Origin of the sequence: Sphingobacterium griseoflavum, from assembly GCF_014653155.1 — a bacterium.
Classification (GTDB): Bacteria; Bacteroidota; Bacteroidia; order Sphingobacteriales; family Sphingobacteriaceae; genus Sphingobacterium; species Sphingobacterium griseoflavum.
In genome coordinates this window covers 146226-168505 of sequence record NZ_BNAF01000010.1, presented here as the reverse complement: position 1 = coordinate 168505, position 22280 = coordinate 146226, and the positions used below count along the sequence as shown (strand labels likewise).

The 22280-nt window shown below is 43.1% G+C and carries 16 protein-coding genes; 12 read left to right on the top strand and 4 right to left on the bottom strand.

Features of this window, described 5'->3' with window-relative positions:
- The first annotated feature begins 62 nt into the window (after window positions 1-62).
- From IE165_RS14005 to IE165_RS13980, 6 genes are read left to right on the top strand one after another with little or no spacing between them, the layout of a single operon-like run.
- On the top strand, window positions 63-1529 hold the full coding sequence (locus tag IE165_RS14005) for an ATP-binding response regulator (protein WP_189627263.1): 1467 nt from the start codon (window positions 63-65) through the stop codon (window positions 1527-1529).
- Window positions 1530-1534: 5 nt separating this feature from the next.
- Window positions 1535-5134 carry a response regulator gene (locus IE165_RS14000; protein ID WP_189627262.1) on the top strand — a complete coding sequence of 1200 codons (3600 nt, stop codon included), beginning with the start codon at window positions 1535-1537 and terminating at the stop codon, window positions 5132-5134.
- Between the two features lie 17 nt (window positions 5135-5151).
- Entirely contained in the window at window positions 5152-5517 is a 366-nt protein-coding gene (locus IE165_RS13995) for a response regulator (RefSeq protein WP_189627261.1), read from the top strand.
- Window positions 5518-6342, top strand: coding sequence for a CheR family methyltransferase (locus IE165_RS13990; protein WP_189627260.1), 825 nt, complete (start codon window positions 5518-5520; stop codon window positions 6340-6342).
- Window position 6343: 1 nt separating this feature from the next.
- Window positions 6344-6925, top strand: coding sequence for a chemotaxis protein CheB (locus IE165_RS13985; protein ID WP_189627259.1), 582 nt, complete (start codon window positions 6344-6346; stop codon window positions 6923-6925).
- 35 nt (window positions 6926-6960) lie between these two features.
- Entirely contained in the window at window positions 6961-7344 is a 384-nt protein-coding gene (locus IE165_RS13980; protein ID WP_189627258.1) for a response regulator, read from the top strand.
- An 89-nt stretch (window positions 7345-7433) separates the two neighbouring features.
- Here the strand turns inward: IE165_RS13980 and IE165_RS13975 are convergent, their stop codons facing one another.
- Window positions 7434-9260: a mechanosensitive ion channel family protein gene (locus IE165_RS13975; protein WP_189627257.1), complete on the bottom strand. Its 1827-nt coding sequence runs from the start codon at window positions 9258-9260 to the stop codon at window positions 7434-7436.
- 145 nt (window positions 9261-9405) lie between these two features.
- On the opposite strand from IE165_RS13975, the gene rocD reads away from it, so the two are divergent.
- The 5 genes from rocD (at window position 9406) to IE165_RS13950 (ending at window position 17686) form a co-directional block, all read left to right on the top strand.
- Complete coding sequence (gene rocD / locus IE165_RS13970; protein WP_308434302.1) at window positions 9406-10641, top strand: ornithine--oxo-acid transaminase; 1236 nt, start codon at window positions 9406-9408, stop codon at window positions 10639-10641.
- A gap of 135 nt (window positions 10642-10776) precedes the next feature.
- Window positions 10777-11454 carry a YceI family protein gene (locus IE165_RS13965; protein ID WP_189627256.1) on the top strand — a complete coding sequence of 226 codons (678 nt, stop codon included), beginning with the start codon at window positions 10777-10779 and terminating at the stop codon, window positions 11452-11454.
- A 202-nt stretch (window positions 11455-11656) separates the two neighbouring features.
- Window positions 11657-12919, top strand: a complete 1263-nt coding sequence (gene dctA / locus IE165_RS13960; RefSeq protein WP_189627255.1) for a C4-dicarboxylate transporter DctA — start codon at window positions 11657-11659, stop codon at window positions 12917-12919.
- Window positions 12920-13396: 477 nt separating this feature from the next.
- Entirely contained in the window at window positions 13397-14515 is a 1119-nt protein-coding gene (locus IE165_RS13955) for an AI-2E family transporter (protein WP_189627254.1), read from the top strand.
- Window positions 14516-14746: 231 nt separating this feature from the next.
- Window positions 14747-17686, top strand: a complete 2940-nt coding sequence (locus IE165_RS13950) for a M16 family metallopeptidase (protein ID WP_189627253.1) — start codon at window positions 14747-14749, stop codon at window positions 17684-17686.
- Window positions 17687-17743: 57 nt separating this feature from the next.
- Here the strand turns inward: IE165_RS13950 and IE165_RS13945 are convergent, their stop codons facing one another.
- From IE165_RS13945 to IE165_RS13935, 3 genes are all read right to left on the bottom strand, one after another.
- Window positions 17744-18796, bottom strand: coding sequence for a sugar phosphate isomerase/epimerase family protein (locus tag IE165_RS13945; protein ID WP_189627252.1), 1053 nt, complete (start codon window positions 18794-18796; stop codon window positions 17744-17746).
- Window positions 18797-19440: 644 nt separating this feature from the next.
- Window positions 19441-20004, bottom strand: coding sequence for a biliverdin-producing heme oxygenase (locus tag IE165_RS13940; protein ID WP_189627251.1), 564 nt, complete (start codon window positions 20002-20004; stop codon window positions 19441-19443).
- Between the two features lie 190 nt (window positions 20005-20194).
- Window positions 20195-20779: a helix-turn-helix domain-containing protein gene (locus IE165_RS13935; RefSeq protein ID WP_189627250.1), complete on the bottom strand. Its 585-nt coding sequence runs from the start codon at window positions 20777-20779 to the stop codon at window positions 20195-20197.
- Window positions 20780-20936: 157 nt separating this feature from the next.
- On the opposite strand from IE165_RS13935, the gene IE165_RS13930 reads away from it, so the two are divergent.
- Entirely contained in the window at window positions 20937-22178 is a 1242-nt protein-coding gene (locus IE165_RS13930) for a PQQ-dependent sugar dehydrogenase (protein ID WP_189627249.1), read from the top strand.
- The last annotated feature ends 102 nt before the right edge of the window (window positions 22179-22280 follow it).

The following is a 22280-nucleotide window of genomic DNA, read 5'->3' as shown; positions in this document are numbered from 1 at the left end:
AATTTTTGTTTTGCTCTCGTCAAGACAATAAAACGCATGGCTTTAAATTCTAAGAAATATAAATGATTCTAATAGTCGATGACAAATCAGAAAATATATATTCGCTAAAGAAGCTTCTAGAGGCGAAGAATTTTTCGGTGGACACGGCATTGTCGGGTGAAGAAGCATTAAAGAAGGTGCTGCGCAAAGATTATGCTTTGATAATTTTGGACGTGCAGATGCCCGGAATCGACGGTTTTGAAGTCGCGGAAACGTTATCTGGTTTTAGCAAAACGCGGGATATTCCCATTATATTTCTATCTGCCGTCAATACCGATAAGAAATTCATTACCAAAGGCTATGCTTCCGGAGGGATTGACTATGTGACCAAACCTGTCGATCCAGATATTTTAATGCTTAAGGTCAAGACTTTTTACCGTCTATACGAACAAACCTTGGCCTTAAATGAAACGCAACAGACGTTAAGAAGCGAAATCGAAGCTAGAAAGCAAGCACAGTCCGAATTGAAAGAACGGGTCGATTACCTGCATTTAATTCTTGAGTCTTTACCTCAAATTGCCTTTACCGCAGATAGCAAAGGCCAGATTGATTTTGTGAACAATCAATGGTTTCGTTATGCGCAGCATTCCACTACCTTTCCTGAAACGGCGGTGGGCGATCCCTCCATTGAAGAAGAGTGGTCTCTTTCCGTTTTAAAAAATGTGCCATTGGAAATGGAGGTGCGGATAAGAGAAATCAATGCGGACCTATTCCGCTGGCATCTCTTGCGCGTTACACCAATAAAAGAGCAGGGACAGCTTTCGCGTTGGGTAGGTACATTCACCGACATAGAGGATCGCAAACAGACGGAGAAGAAGAAAGATGAATTTTTAAGTATTGCGAGTCATGAATTGAAGACCCCGCTCACCAGCATCAAGGCGTATACGCAGTTGTTGGGGCGAACTATAAACATCGACGAGGAGCATCCCGCAAACAAATACATTGATAAGGTGCAAGTGCAGGTTGCCAAACTAAATAACCTGATAGCCGATCTTTTGGATATTTCAAAAATCGACAACGGAAAATTGAAAATGAATATGCGGGAATTCAATTTTAAGCACCTATTGGATAATGCGATAGATACAATCTACCATACACATGAGAAGTCGCCCGATATCGTCCGAACGGGTGATAATGTCGACTTAGCTGTGCTTGGTGATGAAATCCGTATAGAACAAGTGCTTATCAACTACCTTACGAATGCAATCAAATATTCACCCAATAGCAAACGTGTGATCGTGAATACCGTCAACAATACTAACGTGATCAAAGTGGAAGTAACGGATTTTGGCATTGGTATTCCAGCGCATAAACAGAAAGATATTTTTAGCAAATTCTACCGTGTAGAAGAGTCTTCGTTAAAATTCCAAGGCTTAGGTATCGGCCTGTATATATGTTCGGAAATTATCCGCCAGCATCAGGGAAGTTTTGGATTGCAAAGCGAAGTCGGATCGGGGTCCACGTTTTATTTTACCTTACCTTTAAATTAATCTATATGCCTAGAAAATTCCTGCGAAACCTTCAAGTCGGTTTCGGAGTTTCACTCGTTATACTGATGGCCAGCTCTGCTGCTTCTTTCATCAGTATTCAGGATCAGATCAACAATCGGGAGAGGGTAGACCATACCCGGCGTGCCATTGCGGCAGCAAATAACGTGCTGAGCGACTTACAGAATGCAGAGACGGGCCAACGAGGTTTTCACCTGACAGGGAGGGAGGTCTTTTTAGAGCCTTATAGTAAGAGCATAGAATCGCTACCGACATCTTTGGATCGTGCCAAGCGATTAACGAGTGACAATAACTTACAGACCGATCGGTTGGATACGTTGATTTCCGTTGTTAAATTACGGACGGGAATTCTAGAAGGTTTGGTAGCTGAGCGACGTCGTGGCGAGGCGATCACGATCAAACAACTGGAGGAAGGTAAGCTGTATATGGATAGCTGCCGAGCTTTGATTGGCCGATTTATCGCTCATGAAGAATTGCTGTTGGATAGTCGACGAGACGCTTTGGATAGTTCGTCTTCCTATACTTCCATATTCATTGTCGTCGCTGCACTTATTTCGTTACTGATTACCGTAGTTTTCTATTTACGGATTCGAGAGGACTTCAAAAAACGGGAAGAACTTCAAAATTCGTTGAAACTAAAGGATGAGGAAATTTCGAAGCGTCTGCGGCTTATTCAACGCGTCGCCTACCAAATAGCACATGGTGATTACTCTACACGAATAGAAGATAGCGAGCAGGATGACTTGGGCAGTTTAGCAGTTTCCTTAAATGACATGACCGATGCTTTAAAGCGTTCGTTTGATGAATTGAATGATAATGAGTGGAGGCAGGCCGGCTTAGCGCTGCTGAATGACAAGTTGATGGGTAACAAAAGTGAACAAGTGATTGCTAAAGAAGTTCTCCAACATCTTGTCGCATACACGCAATGCTGGAACGGCGCCTTTTATTTGTTCGAGGGAGATAGCCTGCTACTGCAAGCAAGCTACGGTTTGGAAGCAAGTATGCGGTCTTCCTATGCACCTGGAGAGGGGATGGTTGGTCAGGTATTTTTGGATGCTAAAGAGAAGGTATTTAAAAACATGGCTGATAAAGAGGGGTATTTGGTCAGTTTTGCCAGTGGTACGGTCCGCATCGACGAGTTGGTGCTCTTGCCGATATTACATGAAGGTAGTTGCATCGGCGTTTTAGAGCTTGGTGCCGCCCAGGACATAAGCGATTTCGCCCTTGCGTTTCTGAAAGAGGCGGCGAGCAATGTCGGCAAGGCACTTGCGGCAGCAAAAAGCCGTAGATTGATACAGACACTGTTAGAGGAAACACAAGCTCAGTCTGAAGAGTTACAGACCCAGCATGGGGAGCTCGAAAACTTAAATACGGAGCTGGAGGCACAAACGCAAAAATTACAGGCTTCCGAAGAGGAGTTGCGAGTGCAGCAGGAAGAATTGCTGCAATCAAACCAAGAGCTGGAAGAGCGGTCTAAGCTGCTGGAAGAAAAAAATCAATTGATAGCCGAACGGAATATAGAAATCCAACAGAAAGCCGAAGAGCTGGCCTTAAGTAGTAAGTACAAATCTGAATTTTTAGCGAACATGTCGCATGAGTTGCGTACACCACTCAACTCGATTCTGCTTCTGTCACGCCTAATGTCTGAAAATACCGAAAAAAACCTCAACGAAGAACAGGTCGAATCTGCAATGGTCATTCAGAGTTCGGGCACTAGCTTACTAACTTTAATCGATGAGATCTTAGACCTATCTAAAATTGAAGCTGGCAAGATGGAAATCGAATATGGGCTTGTAAATCTGAGCGATGTGGTTCGCGAATTAACAAATCTCTTTACACCACTGATACAGGAGAAATCTTTAAATTTACGGGTAAGTTTATCACCTGATTTGGAAGAGGGATTGGAAACAGATCGGTTGAGGTTAGATCAGGTATTGCGAAACTTGATGTCAAACGCTGTAAAGTTTACCCAAAGAGGCGGGGTCGAGCTCATTGTTGATACATACGCGCAGGATGATCAATACATTGCTTTTGCTGTAAAGGACACCGGGATTGGTATTCCCGCTAATAAGCAGCACGTAATTTTTGAAGCCTTTCAGCAAGCGGATGGTTCAACACGCCGCAAATTTGGCGGGACGGGTTTAGGGTTATCGATAAGCCGCGAGATCGCACGTCTGTTGGGTGGTGAAATCAAATTGTCCAGCCAGGAAAACGAAGGCAGTACTTTTACGCTGCTTATTCCTAAAGTTAAGGGTGCTCGCGTTGTGAAGCCCGTTACAGACGAGCTGATCGAAATTATTAGTGCCGACGTGGAAGAGGTGAATACATTGATCGAAGATAAGGAACCTTTGTACACTACGGAACATATTCCGGATGATGTAGATGACGATAGGCACCATATTATGCCGGGCGATCCCGTAATTTTGATCGTCGAAGACGATACAAATTTTGCGAAGGCTTTGTTAAAATACACCCGGCAGCAAAATTACAAAGGTATTGTGGTTGTACGTGGCGATTTGGCTGCGCCAGCAGCACTGACCTACAAGCCTTTGGCCATCTTATTGGATATACAACTCCCTGTAAAAGATGGGTGGCAAGTGATGGATGAAATCAAAGGAAATCCCGCAACGCGGCACATTCCTGTTCATATCATGTCGTCCATGCAAGTAAAAAAAGAGAGTCTCCTAAAAGGTGCTATCGACTTTATCAATAAGCCGATTGCCTTGGAGAAAATTGGCGACATGTTCAAACGTATCGAGCATGCATTGAGCGTTTATCCAAAGAAGGTTCTCATTGTCGAAGAAAATCCAAAACATGCGATGGCTTTATCCTATTTCCTAGGAAGTTTCGATATTGCTTCCGAAATCAAAGACAATGTTGAAGACAGTGTGAAAGCCTTGTCTTCTGATCAGGTGAATTGCGTTATCTTGGACATGGGGGTTCCCGATAAACGGGGTTACGAAACATTGGAAGCCATAAAAAAGAACGAAGGTTTAGAAAAGTTACCCATCATAATATTCACGGGAAAGAACTTGTCGCAAGCTGAAGAACTTCGCATCAAGCAATATGCAGACTCCATTGTGATCAAGACTGCTCATTCCTATCAACGTATCTTGGATGAAGTGGGGCTGTTCCTGCATCTCGTTGAGGAACGAAAGGTCGAGGCCGTTAAAAAGGTGAGCAGTAAACTGGGGAGCCTGAACGAGGTATTGAGCGGGAAGACGGTGCTTATCGCTGACGACGACGTGCGCAATATTTTTTCACTGACAAAAGCTTTAGAGAAGTACCAGATGAAGGTGATATCTGCGATTGATGGTAAGGAGGCCTTGGTACAATTGCAAAACAATCCTGATGTTTCGATTGTACTTATGGATATGATGATGCCGGAAATGGACGGTTATGAAACAATCAAGCTTATTCGGGCGCAATCCCAATACGCGCGATTACCAATCATGGCGGTAACGGCTAAAGCCATGACAGGTGATCGGGAAAAGTGTATTTTGGCAGGAGCATCAGATTATATTTCGAAGCCTGTGGATACCGATCAGCTCCTCTCTTTATTGCGCGTTTGGTTGTATGATAATTAGGAGCTAGCGGAACAGGTATGAAAAATATAGTGTTGATCATCGATGACGATAACCGGAACATCTTCGCATTGCGATTGGCTTTGAAGGCGAGGGGATATACATCCATATCGGCCACAAGTGTTCCTGAAGGTTTAAGTTTGATTTACGAAAATCCACATATCCGTGTTGTGCTGATGGATATGATGATGCCAGACGTGGATGGCTACGCGGCCATTAAGATGTTGCGTGCGGACGAAAGATTTATCGATATGCCAGTCGTTGCCGTTACGGCACAGGCCATGTCGGGCGATCGGGAAAAATGTCTCGCTGCAGGAGCAAATGGGTACGTGTCAAAGCCGGTAGACATCGACAAATTAATTGCAGTTATTGAAAAGGTAGGTTAAATGTTAGAACCCAATGTGATCAAGGACGAAGAACTGGAAATACTGCTTAACGATGTGTTTAGCGTATACGGATACGATTTTACCCAATATAGCAAAGCATCACTGAAGCGACGTGTTAACCGTATCTGCGTTATTGATAAATTTACTAGTTTCGCGGAACTTCGGTACCATTTACTTCATCATCCTGAGTACTTACAGCGATTTGTGGAGGAGATCACGGTCAACGTGACGGAGATGTTTCGTGATCCCGGCTTTTTTAAGGCGCTACGGGATAAGGTGCTGCCGCAGCTAGGAACCTATCCGTTTATACGGATTTGGCTAGCCGGCTGCTCGACAGGGGAAGAGGCTTACTCTATGGCTATTCTGTTGCGCGAAGCAAATCTTTATAATCGATCGCTGATCTACGCAACAGATCTGAATCCCGGCGTGCTCGAAAAAGCTGCCAAAGGAATTTTTCCGATTGCACAGATGAAATTGTATTCAGAAAACTACATGCTCTCCGGAGGACTGCAAGATTTTTCATCATATTACATGGCCAACTATGATGTCGCTAAATTCGATACAAAACTGAGCGAACGAATTATATTTGCAACACATAACCTTGTTTCGGATAGCTCTTTCAACGAATTTCAGTTGGTGGTATGCAGAAATGTGTTGATCTACTTCGACAAGGAATTACAGAATCAGGTCTTTACGTTGTTTGATGAAAGTTTGGACAGCCTTGGTTTTTTGGCGCTTGGAGCGAAGGAGACGATCCGGTTTTCGAATTTGGAGAATAGATACAAGCAATTGGATACGGAGAAGATCTGGCGAAAAAATATGTAATATGGCAAGTGATCGCAAATCAGACAGTAAGGTAGAGCTACTATTGATGGGCGGCTCGGCGGGAAGCCTCAAGGTGCTGTTGTCGTTGCTTCCTACTTTAAGACAAGATTTAGCATTCCCTGTAGTCATCATATTGCATAGAAAAGCTGATCCTGACTCTATGCTGGACGTATTGTTGCGCAACCATACCAAGTTACCTGTTCTGGAAGCGGAAGACAAGATGACTTTGCAGAAAGGAACGATATACTTGGCTCCACCCGATTACCACCTGCTTTTTGAAAGCAACAAATTGGTTTCGCTGGACTACTCCGAAAAATTGAATTACTCGAGACCGTCCATCGACGTGTCTTTTCAATCTGCGGCCCTTGCCTGCAGAGACAAATTGGTGGCAATCTTACTTTCTGGTGCAAACGCGGATGGCGTGGAAGGATTAAAGTGTGTTAAATCGGCGGATGGTTTGGTATTTGTACAGGACCCTGATACCGCAGAAGTCGCGTACATGCCGCGACAAGCTATTGTACATGTTAAGGTGGATGCCGTATTCAAACCGGAGCACTTTCCGGGATTGATCAATAATTTATAGAAGATTAGAAAAATAAGAAAGTTGAAAAAATGACTATGAAAAACAAAACAATATTAATTTTTGACGATGACGTCAATATTCTGGAAGTATGTACGATTATTTTGGTAGACGCCGGATACACGGTTAAGATCTCCGAAACCTCGCATGACATTATCGAGAAGGTATCGCAGATCCATCCAGACATTATATTGATGGACAACTGGATTCCCGAAATTGGCGGCATAGAAGCGACTCGCTTACTCAAGCAACATGCGGAATACAAACAGATACCTGTCGTCTACATATCGGCCAACAATGATATACATTTATTGGCGGAAAAAGCTGGAGCAGACGCATACCTAGCCAAACCATTCGATATCACCGAATTGGAAAGTACCGTGGAACGCGTGTTGGCGGATGTAGAAGCGAAGGCAAAATAGCAAAAACGGCCAGCGACGTCCTATGCATATGCTGGCTTCATGCTGTCCTGTTGCCAATCGCTATCTACAGAAGCTGGCTGCCCAGTTACTCATCGACGCGCTGTGGCATTAGGAGGGGGGATATCACGCGTGCTGCCGTCGCGTACAGCGTGGTAATGGGGCGAAAGTATTTCAATATCGGCTTGATGAAAAGTGTCCAAAAGATGCTTGTATAACTCGGAATAAATAAAAGCTTGTTTATCCGGCGATTTGGTGTATGCATTAAGTTGGTAAGAAACGTAGAAATCATCCAAACTTGTTTGCAAAACGAAGGGCTCTGGCGATTTCTCGAGCAGGTCAACTTGTTCCGCCGCACGTTTTGCTAATTGATGTACCTTTTGCCAAGGTATCTCATATGCTAACGTGATGCTGACGTGCAATATCAGTCCGAGTTGCTGCGCATCAGCGCTGTAATTAACCGTATGATTGTTTAATATCTGCGCATTTGGTATGGAAATTACTTCATTTTTAATACTACGAATGCGCGTCACCAGTAGTGATTTTTCCATGATATCGCCTGTTACATCGCCTATCTTAATTCGATCCCCTATGCTGAAGGAACGCATATAAGTAAGCATCAATCCAGCTACGATATTGCCAAGTGCGCCCGCAGAACTAAAAGTAAACAGTACGCCGATAAAAACGGATATTCCTTTAAAGATTGGCGAATCAGATCCTGGTAGATAAGGGAAGATCACGACGAGCAAGAAGGCCAGCAAAAGCACCCGAAGGATTTGATAGGTGGGAAGTGCCCATTCTTTATAAAAACCGGGGATAGTTAGTACCTCATCTTGCAATTCTTTCGCAAAGAATTTCAAAAATCGCAATAAATAATGGAATACCAAATAAATCACAAAAATAGTAATTAGATTAGGTATGTAAGCGATTATGGCCGAGCCGACATCTTTCAAAGGGGACAGGAAGTAGCCTAATAAAACCGGTGCATAGCCTTCTGTCTGCGGAAATAGATTGAGCATGATAGGCAACGCCAGGTATACGGCAGATAACATGAGCAACCATTTCGCAATGTCAAGTAGTCCCCAAATGATTCTGATTTGTTTGGAAGGAGTTACCACCGTATAACCCCTGATTTGTATGCCATTGAAAATTTTATTTTTGCCCCCAATTGCCTTCTTCTTTAGGTAGTTGGTCAGCTTTCCAATAGCAAAGATAAGGAGACTAAGGGATGCCAGTATAATAACCGCAAGCCCAAGCGCTTGTAAAATGCGTTTCAAGCTGTTCTGTTCTCGCTCGTTTTCTATGGCTATGCTGACTTCTGATCTATAACGGGCAATCAAATCTTTTGCATCGGCATTCGCCCAAAGTGCATCCTGTTGGTTCACACTCAGAATAACCTGATCGCGCCAAGCAAGAATCCAGCTGTCTTCATTATTTTCAATATGCAAGGAGTCCGTGTGAAATTGGACGTTATTCACCATACCGCGTATTCTATTTTCGATGGCCTGCGCCCTATCGTTTGCACTGTAACTGCCGATAGCCGTGTAGATTTTAAAAAGTGTATCCCGAAAAGGAATTACCCCCACACCCTTGTTCAAACGACGTAGCGAATCCACTTTTAATTTTCGGCGATTCACAAGCAGCGAGTCGCGGCTGCGCAAAAGATTAATTTCCTCCATGAGCTTACGCTTTTCTTCGAAATCGCTCCGTTGGACTATTAATAGCTGATCCTCCAAGCGCACACGAAGTAAAGAATCTCTCTGTTGTTGCTGCCTCATGGCTTCCAGTTCTACAGACTTGATGTCAATTTGATGGCGAGTTGTATGATCAGACGAGTCAGGTTGACCCACCAAAGCAGATGAATTTGTTGCAGAAAATAACAGCAATAGGGCGATTGAGATAGGGATTATAAGGGGCATATCTGTGGGTTAGGGCGATTACAAACGTCAAATATCTTTAAAATATCTCGTTTTTTGGTAGGGAAATTCGAAATAGATCCGTAGCTGTACGCTTTTTCTTTGTTAGCTATATTTTGTACTTTTATGAATATAAAACTTTTACTTTATGATGGAAAAGCACGGCTTAGCAGCAAAAACGCAACACCTGATTGCGCAAGAAGATAAATTTGGCGCACATAATTACCATCCATTACCTGTGGTTTTGGAAAGGGGGAATGGGCCATTCGTATGGGACGTTGAGGGTAAACGATATTTTGATTTCCTGTCTGGGTACTCCGCGGTGAACCAAGGGCACTGTCATCCTAAGCTTGTGGAAGCTTTCATCATGCAGGCGAAACAATTGACCTTAACATCGCGTGCCTTCCATAGCGAAAAACTATCCGAATATGTCGCTTATATAAGTGCTTACTTCGGCTATGATCGGGTTCTGCCGATGAATACAGGCGTGGAAGCGGTCGAAACTGCTATCAAGCTTGCCAGAAAGTGGGGGTATAAGGTGAAGGGTGTAGCGGATGGCGCTGCCAAGATCGTAACGATGAACGGCAATTTTCATGGGCGTACCGTGAACGTCATATCTTTTAGTACAGACGAATCTGCAAGAGATGGATTTGGCCCTTTTGTGGATGGATATGTAACGATCCCATACAACGATGTGAACGCCTTGGAGATGGCACTTCAGGATCCTGACGTCGTGGGGCTGTTGATCGAACCAATACAAGGGGAAGCTGGTGTACTCGTTCCGGATGAGGGTTACCTGGCGCAAGCCTTCGCGCTGTGTAAACAGCATCAGGTGCTTTTTATTGCGGATGAAATCCAAACCGGCTTGTGCCGCACCGGGAAATTGCTGGCTTGCGATCATGAAGCTGTAAGGCCTGATATGTTGATTTTGGGAAAGGCCTTAAGTGGCGGCATGTTGCCTGTTTCGGCAGTGCTTGCCGACAACGAAATCATGCTGACTATACAGCCAGGAGAACATGGATCTACTTACGGGGGAAACCCCTTGGCTTGTGCAGTAGCCATTGCGGCACTGGATGTACTGAAAGCAGAATCTTTGGCCGATAACGCCGAGCGTTTGGGAGAGATCTTTCGTGCCGAGATCGCCAAGATAAACCATCCAGCAATAAAAGAAATCCGTGGAAAGGGTTTATTAAATGCGATCGTTATCGAGCATGATAGTAATGATGCAGCTTACGATCTTTGTTTGCAGATGATGCAGTATGGCCTCTTAGCCAAACCTACTCACGGCGATAAAATCCGCTTCGCTCCCCCGTTAGTGATCGACGAAGAGCAACTGCAGGAAGCGGTTGCTATCATCAAAAAATCCTTGACGATTCTAGGTTAATAGGTATTTGATTGTTTAAACTTCTACAAATTGATAATTTCAATGTCTTTTTGTTATTTAAATTATATAGCATATTGTATAATTCAAAAAAGATAAATAATTTTAACGCTTAATTTAGAACAAAAAAACATATTTATGAAAAAAATTGGATTATCTATGGTGGCTGCTGCCGCACTTGTTTTTGCATCTTGCGGCGGAAGTGGTTCAAGCACCAGTACATCTAGCGAGCAAACTGTCGCGGAAGCACAGGGTGATGCGTATGCCGTTGATTTATCAACATCGAAAGTGGATTGGAAGGCTTTTCACAAAGGTGGTTTTGCACCACGCTGGGGAACATTGTCGTTGACGTCGGGCGAGTTGTCCGTTTCAGGTGACGATGTGACCGCAGGCGACTTTACCATTGACATGAAATCACTGAAAGTGGATTCGGCATCCGTTACGGAGGCTGATAAAAAATCATCGGATCTCGAAAACCATTTGAAAAATCCGGATTTCTTCGATGTGGAGAAATTTGCTACGGCAACTTTCAAAATTACAAGCGTATCGGATTTAGATGCTGCTACGGCAAAAGGTGCTATCGAAGGCGCGAATAAGAACGTTAGTGGGAATCTGACACTTTTGGATAGCACGTTGAACATTTCTTTCCCAGCGAAGATCGCTGTTGAGGGAGACAAGGTTTCTGTAGGAGCCAAGTTTACGGTAAATCGTGCAGATTGGGGCATCAAATTTGGTACCTCGGAAGGCGATCCTGCCGAATGGATGATCAGTAAAGACATCGAGATCGGGATACAATTGCACGCTACAAAAAAATAGTATTCCATTTTTTTAGGCGGTTTAAAGCTTCGTTTGAAGTTTTAAACCGCTTTTTTGTGCAATAACGTATGCTTCATCATAGCCTCACACAGCAATTTTTTCGACCACAATATAGGGTAAACGGATAATATGATAGTGTCTTTGGAAGCGCGATTTTATGTTTATATTAGCGTGTCCATTATAATCCAATACATTCTCCGCTATGCATAGGCTCCTCAAAAATCTATATGTTCAGGTATTGATAGGAATAACCGTAGGTATCTCCGTCGGTATTTTCTACCCTGACGCAGCAATTAAGCTGAAACCACTGGGCGACGGATTCATCAAATTGATTAAAATGGTCATCGCTCCGCTGATCTTCAGCTCGATTGTGATTGGTATTGCCAGTATGCAGGATGTGAAGAAAGTCGGAAAAATCGGTTTATCTGCGTTAATTTACTTTGAACTAATGACCACGGCGGCCTTGGTTATAGGTTTGATTTTTGTGAATTGGATTCAACCGGGGACAGGAATGAACGTAGATCCCAGTACATTGGATGGATCGAGTATCGCGCATTATGTAAAAGATGCGGAAACGCAAAAAAATATGCTGGACTGGTTGTTAAGTATCATTCCGGAAAATGTCATTGCAGCGGTGGCATCTGATAACTTGCTGCAAGTACTCGTTTTCGCCGTGCTATTTGGCATTGGGTTGACAAAAATCGGCGAAACAGCAGCAGCGCCTGTTTTGACAGTGTTGAACGCTTTCCTAAAAGGTTTGTTCGCGGTGATCCGGATGATTATGTACCTGGCGCCAATAGGTGCGATGGGTGCAATGGGCTTTACGGTGGGAAAATATGGCGTAGAGGCTTTGTCAAAACTTGGATTGCTGATGCTCAGTTTTTACCTGACCTGTTTGGTCTTTATCGTATGCATCATCGGAGGTGTACTTTATTTTTATGTTGGCATCAACATCGCGAAACTTATCCGCTTCATGAAGGAAGAGTTGTTGATCGTGCTGGGGACATCGTCGTCTGAATCTGCTCTTCCGGGTATCATGCAAAAGCTAGAACGTGCAGGTTGCTCGAAATCGATTGTTGGGCTTGTAATTCCAACCGGATACTCGTTTAATCTGGACGGTACCTGCATATATTTGACCATGGCTGCCGTCTTTGTGTCACAGGCGTTGAATATGCACCTCTCGCTGCAGCAGGAAATTTCGTTGTTATTGGTTCTTTTGTTAACATCGAAAGGCGCCGCGGGTGTTACCGGAAGTGGTTTTGTGACGTTGGCGGCCACATTACCCGTCGTTGGCCATGTGCCAGTAGAAGCCGTTGGCCTGATTTTAGGAATTGATCGGTTTATGAGTGAAGCTCGGGCGATAACGAACATTATCGGAAATGCGGCGGCGACAATAGTCATTTCCAAATTTGAAAAAGGTTTGGATCTTACTGTGCTGAAACAGCAACTACAAGAAGGAGATTAATAATCTAAATAAGTAATTAAACAAAAAGAGGTGCTACTGCATCCTCTTTTTTGCGAGATGTGTTGTTTAGTGATATTCTTTTAAAAAGGTTTCCAAACGGGGAGAATGGAAACCTTAAGCTAACCAATTATAAACCTATGTATTTTATGATAACACAAACGTACCAATATTAAATCACAAAAACAATTATATCTATAGAAATAGTAGATTTTAATAGTTTTTATGTTGTACAGTGAAAAAATTCAGATCATCTATCATATGACAAGGCTGGACTGAATGTAGGATCAAAGGATAAATTTCACGATTAGTTTTATGGGGTAGGTTTAGCTGGGCAGCTAGCGTCCTGTTAACGAAGAAACTCAAAGGCATACCATAGCTCGGTTTTCTTTTCAAGAGGTGAGTCATCGAATTGTAAAGGTAAAGAGGAAATAATTTCAAAAAAATGGTATATTAGAAGGTACGATATTTTTCAATAAAATGATCAAATTTTTTACCTTGCCGTTCTACATTAAACTGGCCTGCACATTGATTTCCATCATTGCCTTAGGTTACATTGCTCGTATCGGACAGACTATCGTGGTGCCACTGATTCTGGGTAGTCTATTTTCCCTGCTACTGGTTCCCGTGTGCAATTGGCTGGAAAGGAAGTTGCGTTTGCATCGTACGTTGGCAGCAGTTGTTGCCTTAATACTTTTTTTTGGGCTTATAGGTGGTCTTTTCACGATGTTGGGCTCTCAATTGTCCATGTTGAAAGACGATTGGCCTGCTTTTGAAAAACAGATTATAGATGGATTTCAGCTAGCGCAAGTTTGGGTACATAAAACCTTTGGTGTTGCGCAAAGTGAACAAATGGAATATCTGACCAGTACCGTTTCCAAATCCGTGAGCCAAGGGACTGCTATTGTGGGTATTGCGCTGCTATCGCTATCGTCCCTCCTTATCTTATTCGTATTCACATTTCTTTATGCATTTTTTATACTCATTTATCGCGGTCATATTGTTCGTTTTCTACTGTTGCTGAACCGAACAGAACACCATATCATCGTGATGGATATTGTGAAACAGATTCAATATGTTGTTAAAAAATACCTGATTGGCTTGGTGTTGCAAATGGCTATAGTTGCGGCACTTACCTTTATAGCGCTGAGTATTATTGGCGTGAAATACAGCCTTATGCTAGCGATTATAACTGGTGTGTTTAACGTGCTGCCCTATATAGGGATTGTGCTCGCTATGCTTATCATTGCGCTCATTACCTTTGCAACGTCTTCGATCACGCATGTTTTTTTTGTTGTGGTGGCATTGATCGTTATCCATCTCATAGATAGTAATTTCGTAGTTCCTAAAATCGTTGGTTCAAAAGTCAAGATAAATTCCCTCTTTGCGATGATGGCCATTATTGTTGGCGAAATGTTGTGGGGTATTTCGGGTATGTTCTTGGCAATCCCAATACTTGCCATCTGCAAGATCTTATTTGATCGGGTACGCGATCTAAAAGCGTGGGGTTTTTTATTGGGTGAAGAGGAGAAAAACAATGAAAATTTCAAGAAATTGCTTGAAGAGCTCAATATATTCAAACGAAATGTAGATAGGTGATAGGTTGTTTTTGGACTTATTTTCCTGTATTTGTCGCTGAATGTATTTGTAAAGGCAATCTGCGTTTGCAATTTGTTACTTACCGTACTTGAGAACAAGTTTCCTTTATTTTTTTCAGTGAAAAGGCCGTTTTTTAATAAAAAATTCGGAATATATCAGAACGTATGAAAACATTCATTTTTTTTACGTTAAATTTAGCAAGTATTTACTGTATAAAACCTTATTCGCCTTATGAGAAAACTTTTTAGAGCAGCGGTGTTTGCATCCTTGCTTTTTATTTGGGTTGGAACATCTGCTCAACAAAAGAAATTTGAGTGGAAGGAAGCTATAGAGGATGGCTACACGTATCGTTACGTAAGCAATGATCCCACGCAAGCCCGTTTTTATAAATTAAAGAATGGACTGACTGTAATCTTAAGTCCGAGCAAAAAACAGCCGCGTATACAAACTTACATTGCTACCAAAGCGGGTAGCAAAACAGATCCCAAAGATCATACTGGCTTAGCGCACTATTTGGAACATATGCTTTTCAAAGGTACCGATAAATTTGGAACGTTGGATTGGAGCGAAGAAAAGCCACTGCTCGCTAAAATAGATGCTCTTTATGAGCAATACAATTCGACATCGGATGAGCAAAAGCGAAAGGCAATTTATCGGCAAATTGACTCGGTATCTGGAGAAGCGGCTAAATTTGCTATTCCCAATGAGTATGATAAACTGATGAGCAATATGGGCTCAGAGGGTACCAACGCCTTCACCTCGTTTGAGCAAACGGTTTATATCGAAGATATCCCGAACAATGTTGTAGATAAATATCTTGCTGTACAGGCAGAACGTTTTCGATCTCCGGTACTTCGGTTATTCCACACCGAACTGGAGGCTGTGTATGAAGAAAAGAACATTGGTTTGGACAACGACGGTAGAAAGGCTGTGGAAGCGATGTTTGAAGCGATTTTTCCCAATAACAACTATGGGAAGCAAACGGTTATCGGTACGGTAGAACATTTAAAAAATCCCTCGTTACGGGCTATCCGAGACTATTATGATACGTACTATGTGCCAAATAACATGGGGGTTATCATGTCAGGGGATTTCGAACCCGCGGAAATGATTCAAAAGATAGAACGCGCTTTTTCTTACATGAAGCCCAAGGAAGTGCCGGCCTACACATTTGATCGCGAAAAGGTAATAGAGCAACCTATCATTCGCGAGGTGAAAGGACCGAATGCAGAATTTCTATTTTTGGGATTTCGTTTTCCTGGTGCGGCGAGTGAGGATGCACAAATGTTGAATCTGATGGCCAACATATTGACGAATGGTTCGGCGGGGATGATCGATCTTGATTTGGTCAAGTCGCAAAAATTACTTGGGGCAGGCGCATTTCCATATGTACTGAAAGACTATTCGATGTTGATTTTGCAGGGAAACCCTTCGCAAGGGCAATCCTTAGAAGATGTCCGGAATCTATTGCTTGCCGAGCTGACAAAGCTACGGAATGGGGAGTTTTCGGACGAACTCATCACATCAATCATTAACAATGAACGTAAAGAGCAGATTTCGCGGAATGAGAGCTATAAAAGTAGGGCCGAGGAGTTGATGTCGGCCTTTACGTCGGACCTAGACTGGGCGAAGGAGCTCGGTTATACGGACCGGTTGAGCAAACTAACGAAAAAAGATGTGGTCGAATTTGCAAACAAATACCTTAACGATCGGAATTATGTGGTGGTTTATAAAAGACAGGGGCTCGATACGGCTGTTGTAAAAGTGGAAAAGCCGGCTATCACTCCGATCACTGTCAACAGAGACAGTCAATCGGAGTTTTTAAAAGCCGTCAACGCACTGCCGGAGCAAGCGATACAACCCGTATGGTTGGATTATGATAAAGAAGTCTTAAAAGGGAAATTGGGCGATATCGATGTTTTGTCCGTACAAAATAAGGACAATACACTTTTTAGCCTTTCTTATCAGTATCCCATAGGAAAGTGGGACAACAAACTTCTGGCTTTAGCGGTTGATTATTTTGAGTTTTTGGGCACCAAGGATAAATCAAGCGAGGATTTCAGTAAATCCTTTTATAGGCTGGCATCTGACTTTTCGGTCTCGGCGGGTAATGAAGAGTCCCGTATTTCCATATCTGGGCTAGACGAGCATTTCGATCAAACGGTATTGCTCATTCAAGATCTGCTACGCAACTGTGTGGTGGATGAGGTCGCATTTCAGGCTTATCTGTCCCGATTGAAAAAGTCACGTTCCAATGCGAAGGAAAACAAAGGCAGTATCATGGAAGGATTAAGAGCGTACGCAAAATATGGTCCACAAAACCCTTTCAACTATACGTTTAGCGATGCAGAGCTTGATCAGTTGAAGGCGGCAGATTTAGTAAAGATCTTACACGACTTGGTTAACACCAAGCATACTATTCTCTACTATGGTCCGCGTGAAGTAAATCAGTTGCTAACAACACTTCCTAAACTAAAACTTGACAAGGGGTCTTATGTCGATGTTCGGCGTGGTGCTGGGTTCAAAGAATTGGCGACGACAGAGAATAGCGTGCTCTTTGCCCACTATGATATGAAACAGGCCGAAGTGTTCTGGTTCCGCAATTCGGAATTGTACCAAGCAACGAATACACCTGTGATATCTTTATTCAACAATTATTTTGGTGGTGGAATGGGTAGCATTGTTTTCCAAACTATCCGGGAATCAAAGGCCTTGGCTTATTCTACATATGCATATTATGGCCAGCCGCAAAAGAAAGAAAACCATTACATTGTCGGCGCCTACATAGGCACACAGACGGATAAATTCAACGAAGCTATTGCCGGTATGAACGAACTGCTAAACGAGTTGCCCGAATCGCCATTGGCTTTAGAAACGGCAAAGGTCAGTTTGATGAAGTCTTTGGCGAGCGAGCGTATTACCAATGCGGGAATATTAAACAGCTACATTGGAGCAAAACGTTTGGGTAACGAAACAGATATTCGTAAATCGGTATATGAACAAGCGCCGAAATTGGATTATGCAGACCTGAAGGCATTTCATAACAAAGAGTTGAGCAATAAACCTTATGTGTATTGTATAGTGGGTGACCAAGAGTCACTGACTGCGGAACAATTGAATAAAATGGGTAAGGTACAGAAATTGACTTTGCAAGAGATATTCGGATACTAAATAATTGTATCGCGGTAGCGAGTAGGAATGTGCGCCGGAGAAACCGGCGCACGTTTTTTATAAGCCCAAGATGCGCTTGTTTAAATCGTCATCTGCCCCGGCACTGGCAAAGTCGTCAAACGTCTTTTTGGTTACATTGATAATGTGCTTGTTGACAAAGTCGACGCCTTCTTCTGCTCCTTGAGCCGGATCTTTGATACAGCATTCCCATTCGATTACGGCCCAGCGATCGAACCCATAACGCGATAGTTTCGTGAAAATACCCTTGAAATCTACCTGTCCATCTCCCAAGGAACGAAAACGTCCAGGGCGGTCTATCCAATCTTGATAACCACCGTAAACGCCTGACTTTCCACTTTTTAAAAATTCTGCGTCTTTTACATGGAAGGCTTTGATACGATCATGATAGAAATCAATGAAGGCTAAATAATCTAACTGTTGTAGGACGAAATGACTAGGATCATAAAGGATATTAGCTCGCTCGTGCCCGCCGACTGCCTCCAAGAACCGCTCGAACGTGATGCCGTCGTGTAGGTCTTCACCCGGATGAAGTTCATAGGCTACATCAACGCCAAACTGATCGCAGATGTCCAGTAGTGGGCGCCAGCGCTTAGCTAATTCGTCGAACCCTGCTTGTACGAGTCCCGTAGGTCGTTGCGGCCAGGGATATACGGTATGCCATAGTAGAGAACCAGAAAAAGCGGCCAGCGTATCCAAACCAAGGTTTGCGGAAGCCTTTGCGGCCAACTCCACTTGGTTCACTGCCCAAGCTGTTCTCGCTTTCGGATCGTTGTGGACATTTTCGGGAGCAAAACCGTCATACATCCTGTCGTAAGCAGGGTGTGTAGCAACAAGTTGACTCTGCAGATGCACAGACAGCTCTGTGATCTCCAAGCCAAATTCCAGCAAGCGACCCTTCAGCTCATCAGCATAAGTTTTACTATGTGCTGCTTTTTCCAAATCAATGCAACGCTTGTCCCAAGTAGGAATTTGAACCCCTTTATAACCTAACTTTGCTAACCAAGCCCCGATATTTTCAAGGTTGTTGAAAGGAGCCTCGTCATCCATAAATTGAGCGAGAAAAATAGCGGGCCCCTTAATTGTCTTCATTTCCATAGTTATAAAAAGTTTTATCTGTTTAACGGAGGTAATCTAATTCTTACTGCTCAAAAAAAGACGCAGTTTTTTAAAAATAATGTTTTTAAAGCAGACAAGCAATTTTGTCCGCAAATTTACTAGCCTATTGGTAACTGTAGGTTCTATGAATACCCATAAACACAAAAAAGGCTTTCAAACGGGGAGAATGAAAGCCTTTAACTAACCAATTATAAACCTAAATTATGAAAGCACAAATATAGTGTAATTTGTACACTTTGAAAATTTTAATCGAATAAAATTTGTTAAATGTTATAAATTCTATGTCTTATATCGCTGTCAACCGGTTGCCTACCGAATAATTGTTCAAATTCGGGTGAATATGTGCTAAACTCTTGTACTTGTAGAAAATAGCATCATGACGCAGTAGTTAACTGCAACGGGCGATTAACAGCGGGTTAACTAAATAAGGCACCACAGCTTAAATTTGGTAGTGGAAGATAGTAGGATGGATTAAGAACAGGATTTGGCAGCAAGTGCAAAAACTACAAGCCAAGCGATACCTTTTATAAGAAAAAACATAAACGCCCCAATACCAGCACGTTTTAGCCACACATTCTTTTTATTTTGTCTCGTTCTGGGCATAAGATTAAGCATTGCTAAGCAACAACATGCGCTGCAAATACGTCACCAAATTTAGAGAATGTTTCATTTGCGATTGCGGAAGCACGCAAGTGAGTGGCTGGGTTTTCGCCAAATTTGTTCAATACACCTACGAACGTCGCCCACATGCTTGAGGTATCCGTGCCATATCCAGCAAAAAAAGATGTTCCTTCGGAAATACCATATTTGTTTAGCATCTGTACAATATAGGGGCCTCCCATAATCGATCCCTCTAATACGTACAGGGCTGATAGCGCCTCCAGCGTGTTCGAAATGGTTGGCGCATGAGCCCTTGGTACATTGTCGACATGGCTACCCAAAGCCTCAATATCTCGTTTGATATCCGATGAATTCCTCCTTGTGTGATAGTCTGGTAAAATATCGACATTGACAAAAGGAGCGATGGCTTGTTCTACAACATGGAAGTAGGCGTAAAAAACTTTTAGCACACGTGCGTAGTCGGCGCGAGATTGTATAGCCTTGAGTTGTCTTACAACAATGCCCTCTAGTTTCTGGTGAGATTCCTTCGTATTTTCTTTAATATGTTGACTTAATAGCATAGTTCTGTATTTAAAAGATCATTACATTTATGTGCAGCCTGCAACCGGAGAAACAAAGCATCTGACAGTCGACGAATAGCTCGCGAGGCATACCTAACCAAAGGTAGGAATTTTAAATCATCTAGCTTATCTTTCCACTTGAATTGCCTTGCTCGTATCTCACAGATCGATCGAGTCAATCAAGGGGAAACTATCCGGTTCCTGAATTAAACAAATCAAGAGTTGACCGTTGCTGATAGGCTTCGAGATGGTTCACGTGTATATAAAGATTTTGCTTACCAATTTTTGCTGGTAACTTTTTTATGATTTTATTGCGCGGGGGTTTGTTTAATAAATTGGTAATTTCTGTAGCGTTTCGATCAGCCAAGCTTTTATGCATGAGTTTATGTAGGGCAGACGCAGTGACAGGATGGCTCAAAACGTCTTGCGCAATCAACTTGTCCAGTTCTCTTGCAAGCAAATTGCTGTTGTCCCGTGTGATCACGCCAATTGTCTTTCGCTTTTCAATTTTTGTCCGCGTGCTTTGCAAAAGGTGTCGCTCTTCCGGAAGGGGGTAGGACGGATCTGCAAAATTGTAATAGTGAACGGAGAAGACGTTTGCGATCTTGATCATCTTCCCTAAACTCAGTCCGACTGAACCACGTATAATAGCACGAACATTATCTGAACTGGAATGTATAAGTTTTCCCAAATCTTCCGGAGTTAAACCAAAAGCGGCTAAATATTTCTCCACCTGTTTTCCGTATTCTTTTCTATATGTCTCTTCAACGCGCATATTGTAGATGAGTTTTTTTTGTACAATCTATTTTAATGATTGCTGAAATTGTCGCTCTAAAGATACATAGACAAAACGATTAGCCATCCCATAATATTTTTTTAAAACGTATTTCCTTATATTTCGTTCTATGTCAAGGAATAAATAAACGCTAAATATGAAAACTATTTCTCGCTTTGCGCTGAAGAGTATATTGCTGCTGAGCATAGCCTGCAGCTTGTCCTTAGGAGTCCATTCTTGCAAAACCGATAACATCATAGCAGATACAATTGCGCTTGGGCCACCGGTAGAAACGGAGCCTGCTGAAACAAATTATGAACCCGCTTTTGTTGGACAGACGCGTGCACCAGGTGTCACGAGCAGCCCGGGATACACCGCTACTGCCATCATTAGCAGTTTGCAAAATCCATGGGGAATTACAGGATTGCCGGATGGCCGGCTGTTGATCACAGAGAAGGGGGGAACGTTGCGTATAGCAACATCGGCGGGCGAACTAAGTCCAGCGATCATAGGTTTGCCATCGGTTGATGCAGCTGGCCAAGGTGGTTTGTTAGGCTTGTGCATCGATCCAGATTTCTCAGCCAACCGATTGATATACTGGGTGTTTTCCGAGTCTCAAGCTGGTGGTAGCGTTACTGCTGTTGCTAAAGGCGTTCTTTCTCTCGACGAATCCAAAGTAGAAAATGTCACGGTAATCTATCGCGCGACACCAGCGTTTGCTGGATCCCTACATTACGGTGGGCGCATCGTCTTCGATCGATCAGGCTTTTTAATTGTCAGCACGGGCGAAAGATCTTCGTTAGTTACTAGACCGCAAGCGCAAGATGTTAGCTCTTCGCTTGGAAAGCTAGTGCGCATCGCGAAAGATGGTAGTCCAGCTGTAGGCAATCCTTCCTTTGGTCAAGGCAATGCGAAACCCGAATTATACAGTATAGGCCATCGCAATCCGCAGGGCTTAGCGATACACCCTACAACCGGAGATATATGGCAAAGTGAACACGGCCCGCGTGGCGGGGATGAATTGAATCACATAACGGCAGGCGCAAATTATGGATGGCCAACGATTACATACGGCATTGAATATAGCGGTCAATCGATCGGCGATGCCATTCAACAAAAGGATGGTATGGAACAACCCGTATATTATTGGGATCCTGTGGTTTCGCCAAGTGGAATGACTTTTTATAGCCACAATCATCTTCCCCAATGGCGAAATAACCTGTTCATTGCGTCACTCAGCGGCCAACATATCATTCGATTGGTTATTCGCGACAACAAAGTGGTTGGTGAAGAGCGCCTTTTGGCAGGGGAAAATCAGCGTTTTCGCGATGTGGCACAAGGTAAGGACGGTGCTTTATACGCAATCACGGACCAAGGCAGGCTGTACCGAATCTATTAATCGATGCGTTTACAAAGTTGTTTCGTAGCTCTGAGCCCTTTGGCCGCACCAATGAATAGATCGTAACCTGTGTGAGCAACCCAACAAGTGCAATACGCTAGC

Excerpts from the sequence above, each read along its gene's own strand:
- IE165_RS14005 (WP_189627263.1), top strand. The coding sequence starts at position 63 with ATGATTCTAATAGTCGATGACAAATCAGAAAATATATATTCGCTAAAG.
- IE165_RS14000 (WP_189627262.1), top strand. The coding sequence starts at position 1,535 with ATGCCTAGAAAATTCCTGCGAAACCTTCAAGTCGGTTTCGGAGTTTCA.
- IE165_RS13995 (WP_189627261.1), top strand. The coding sequence starts at position 5,152 with ATGAAAAATATAGTGTTGATCATCGATGACGATAACCGGAACATCTTC.
- IE165_RS13990 (WP_189627260.1), top strand. The coding sequence starts at position 5,518 with ATGTTAGAACCCAATGTGATCAAGGACGAAGAACTGGAAATACTGCTT.
- IE165_RS13985 (WP_189627259.1), top strand. The coding sequence starts at position 6,344 with ATGGCAAGTGATCGCAAATCAGACAGTAAGGTAGAGCTACTATTGATG.
- IE165_RS13980 (WP_189627258.1), top strand. The coding sequence starts at position 6,961 with ATGAAAAACAAAACAATATTAATTTTTGACGATGACGTCAATATTCTG.
- IE165_RS13975 (WP_189627257.1), bottom strand. The coding sequence starts at position 9,260 with ATGCCCCTTATAATCCCTATCTCAATCGCCCTATTGCTGTTATTTTCT.
- rocD (WP_308434302.1), top strand. The coding sequence starts at position 9,406 with ATGATGGAAAAGCACGGCTTAGCAGCAAAAACGCAACACCTGATTGCG.
- IE165_RS13965 (WP_189627256.1), top strand. The coding sequence starts at position 10,777 with ATGAAAAAAATTGGATTATCTATGGTGGCTGCTGCCGCACTTGTTTTT.
- dctA (WP_189627255.1), top strand. The coding sequence starts at position 11,657 with ATGCATAGGCTCCTCAAAAATCTATATGTTCAGGTATTGATAGGAATA.
- IE165_RS13955 (WP_189627254.1), top strand. The coding sequence starts at position 13,397 with ATGATCAAATTTTTTACCTTGCCGTTCTACATTAAACTGGCCTGCACA.
- IE165_RS13950 (WP_189627253.1), top strand. The coding sequence starts at position 14,747 with ATGAGAAAACTTTTTAGAGCAGCGGTGTTTGCATCCTTGCTTTTTATT.
- IE165_RS13945 (WP_189627252.1), bottom strand. The coding sequence starts at position 18,796 with ATGAAGACAATTAAGGGGCCCGCTATTTTTCTCGCTCAATTTATGGAT.
- IE165_RS13940 (WP_189627251.1), bottom strand. The coding sequence starts at position 20,004 with ATGCTATTAAGTCAACATATTAAAGAAAATACGAAGGAATCTCACCAG.
- IE165_RS13935 (WP_189627250.1), bottom strand. The coding sequence starts at position 20,779 with ATGCGCGTTGAAGAGACATATAGAAAAGAATACGGAAAACAGGTGGAG.
- IE165_RS13930 (WP_189627249.1), top strand. The coding sequence starts at position 20,937 with ATGAAAACTATTTCTCGCTTTGCGCTGAAGAGTATATTGCTGCTGAGC.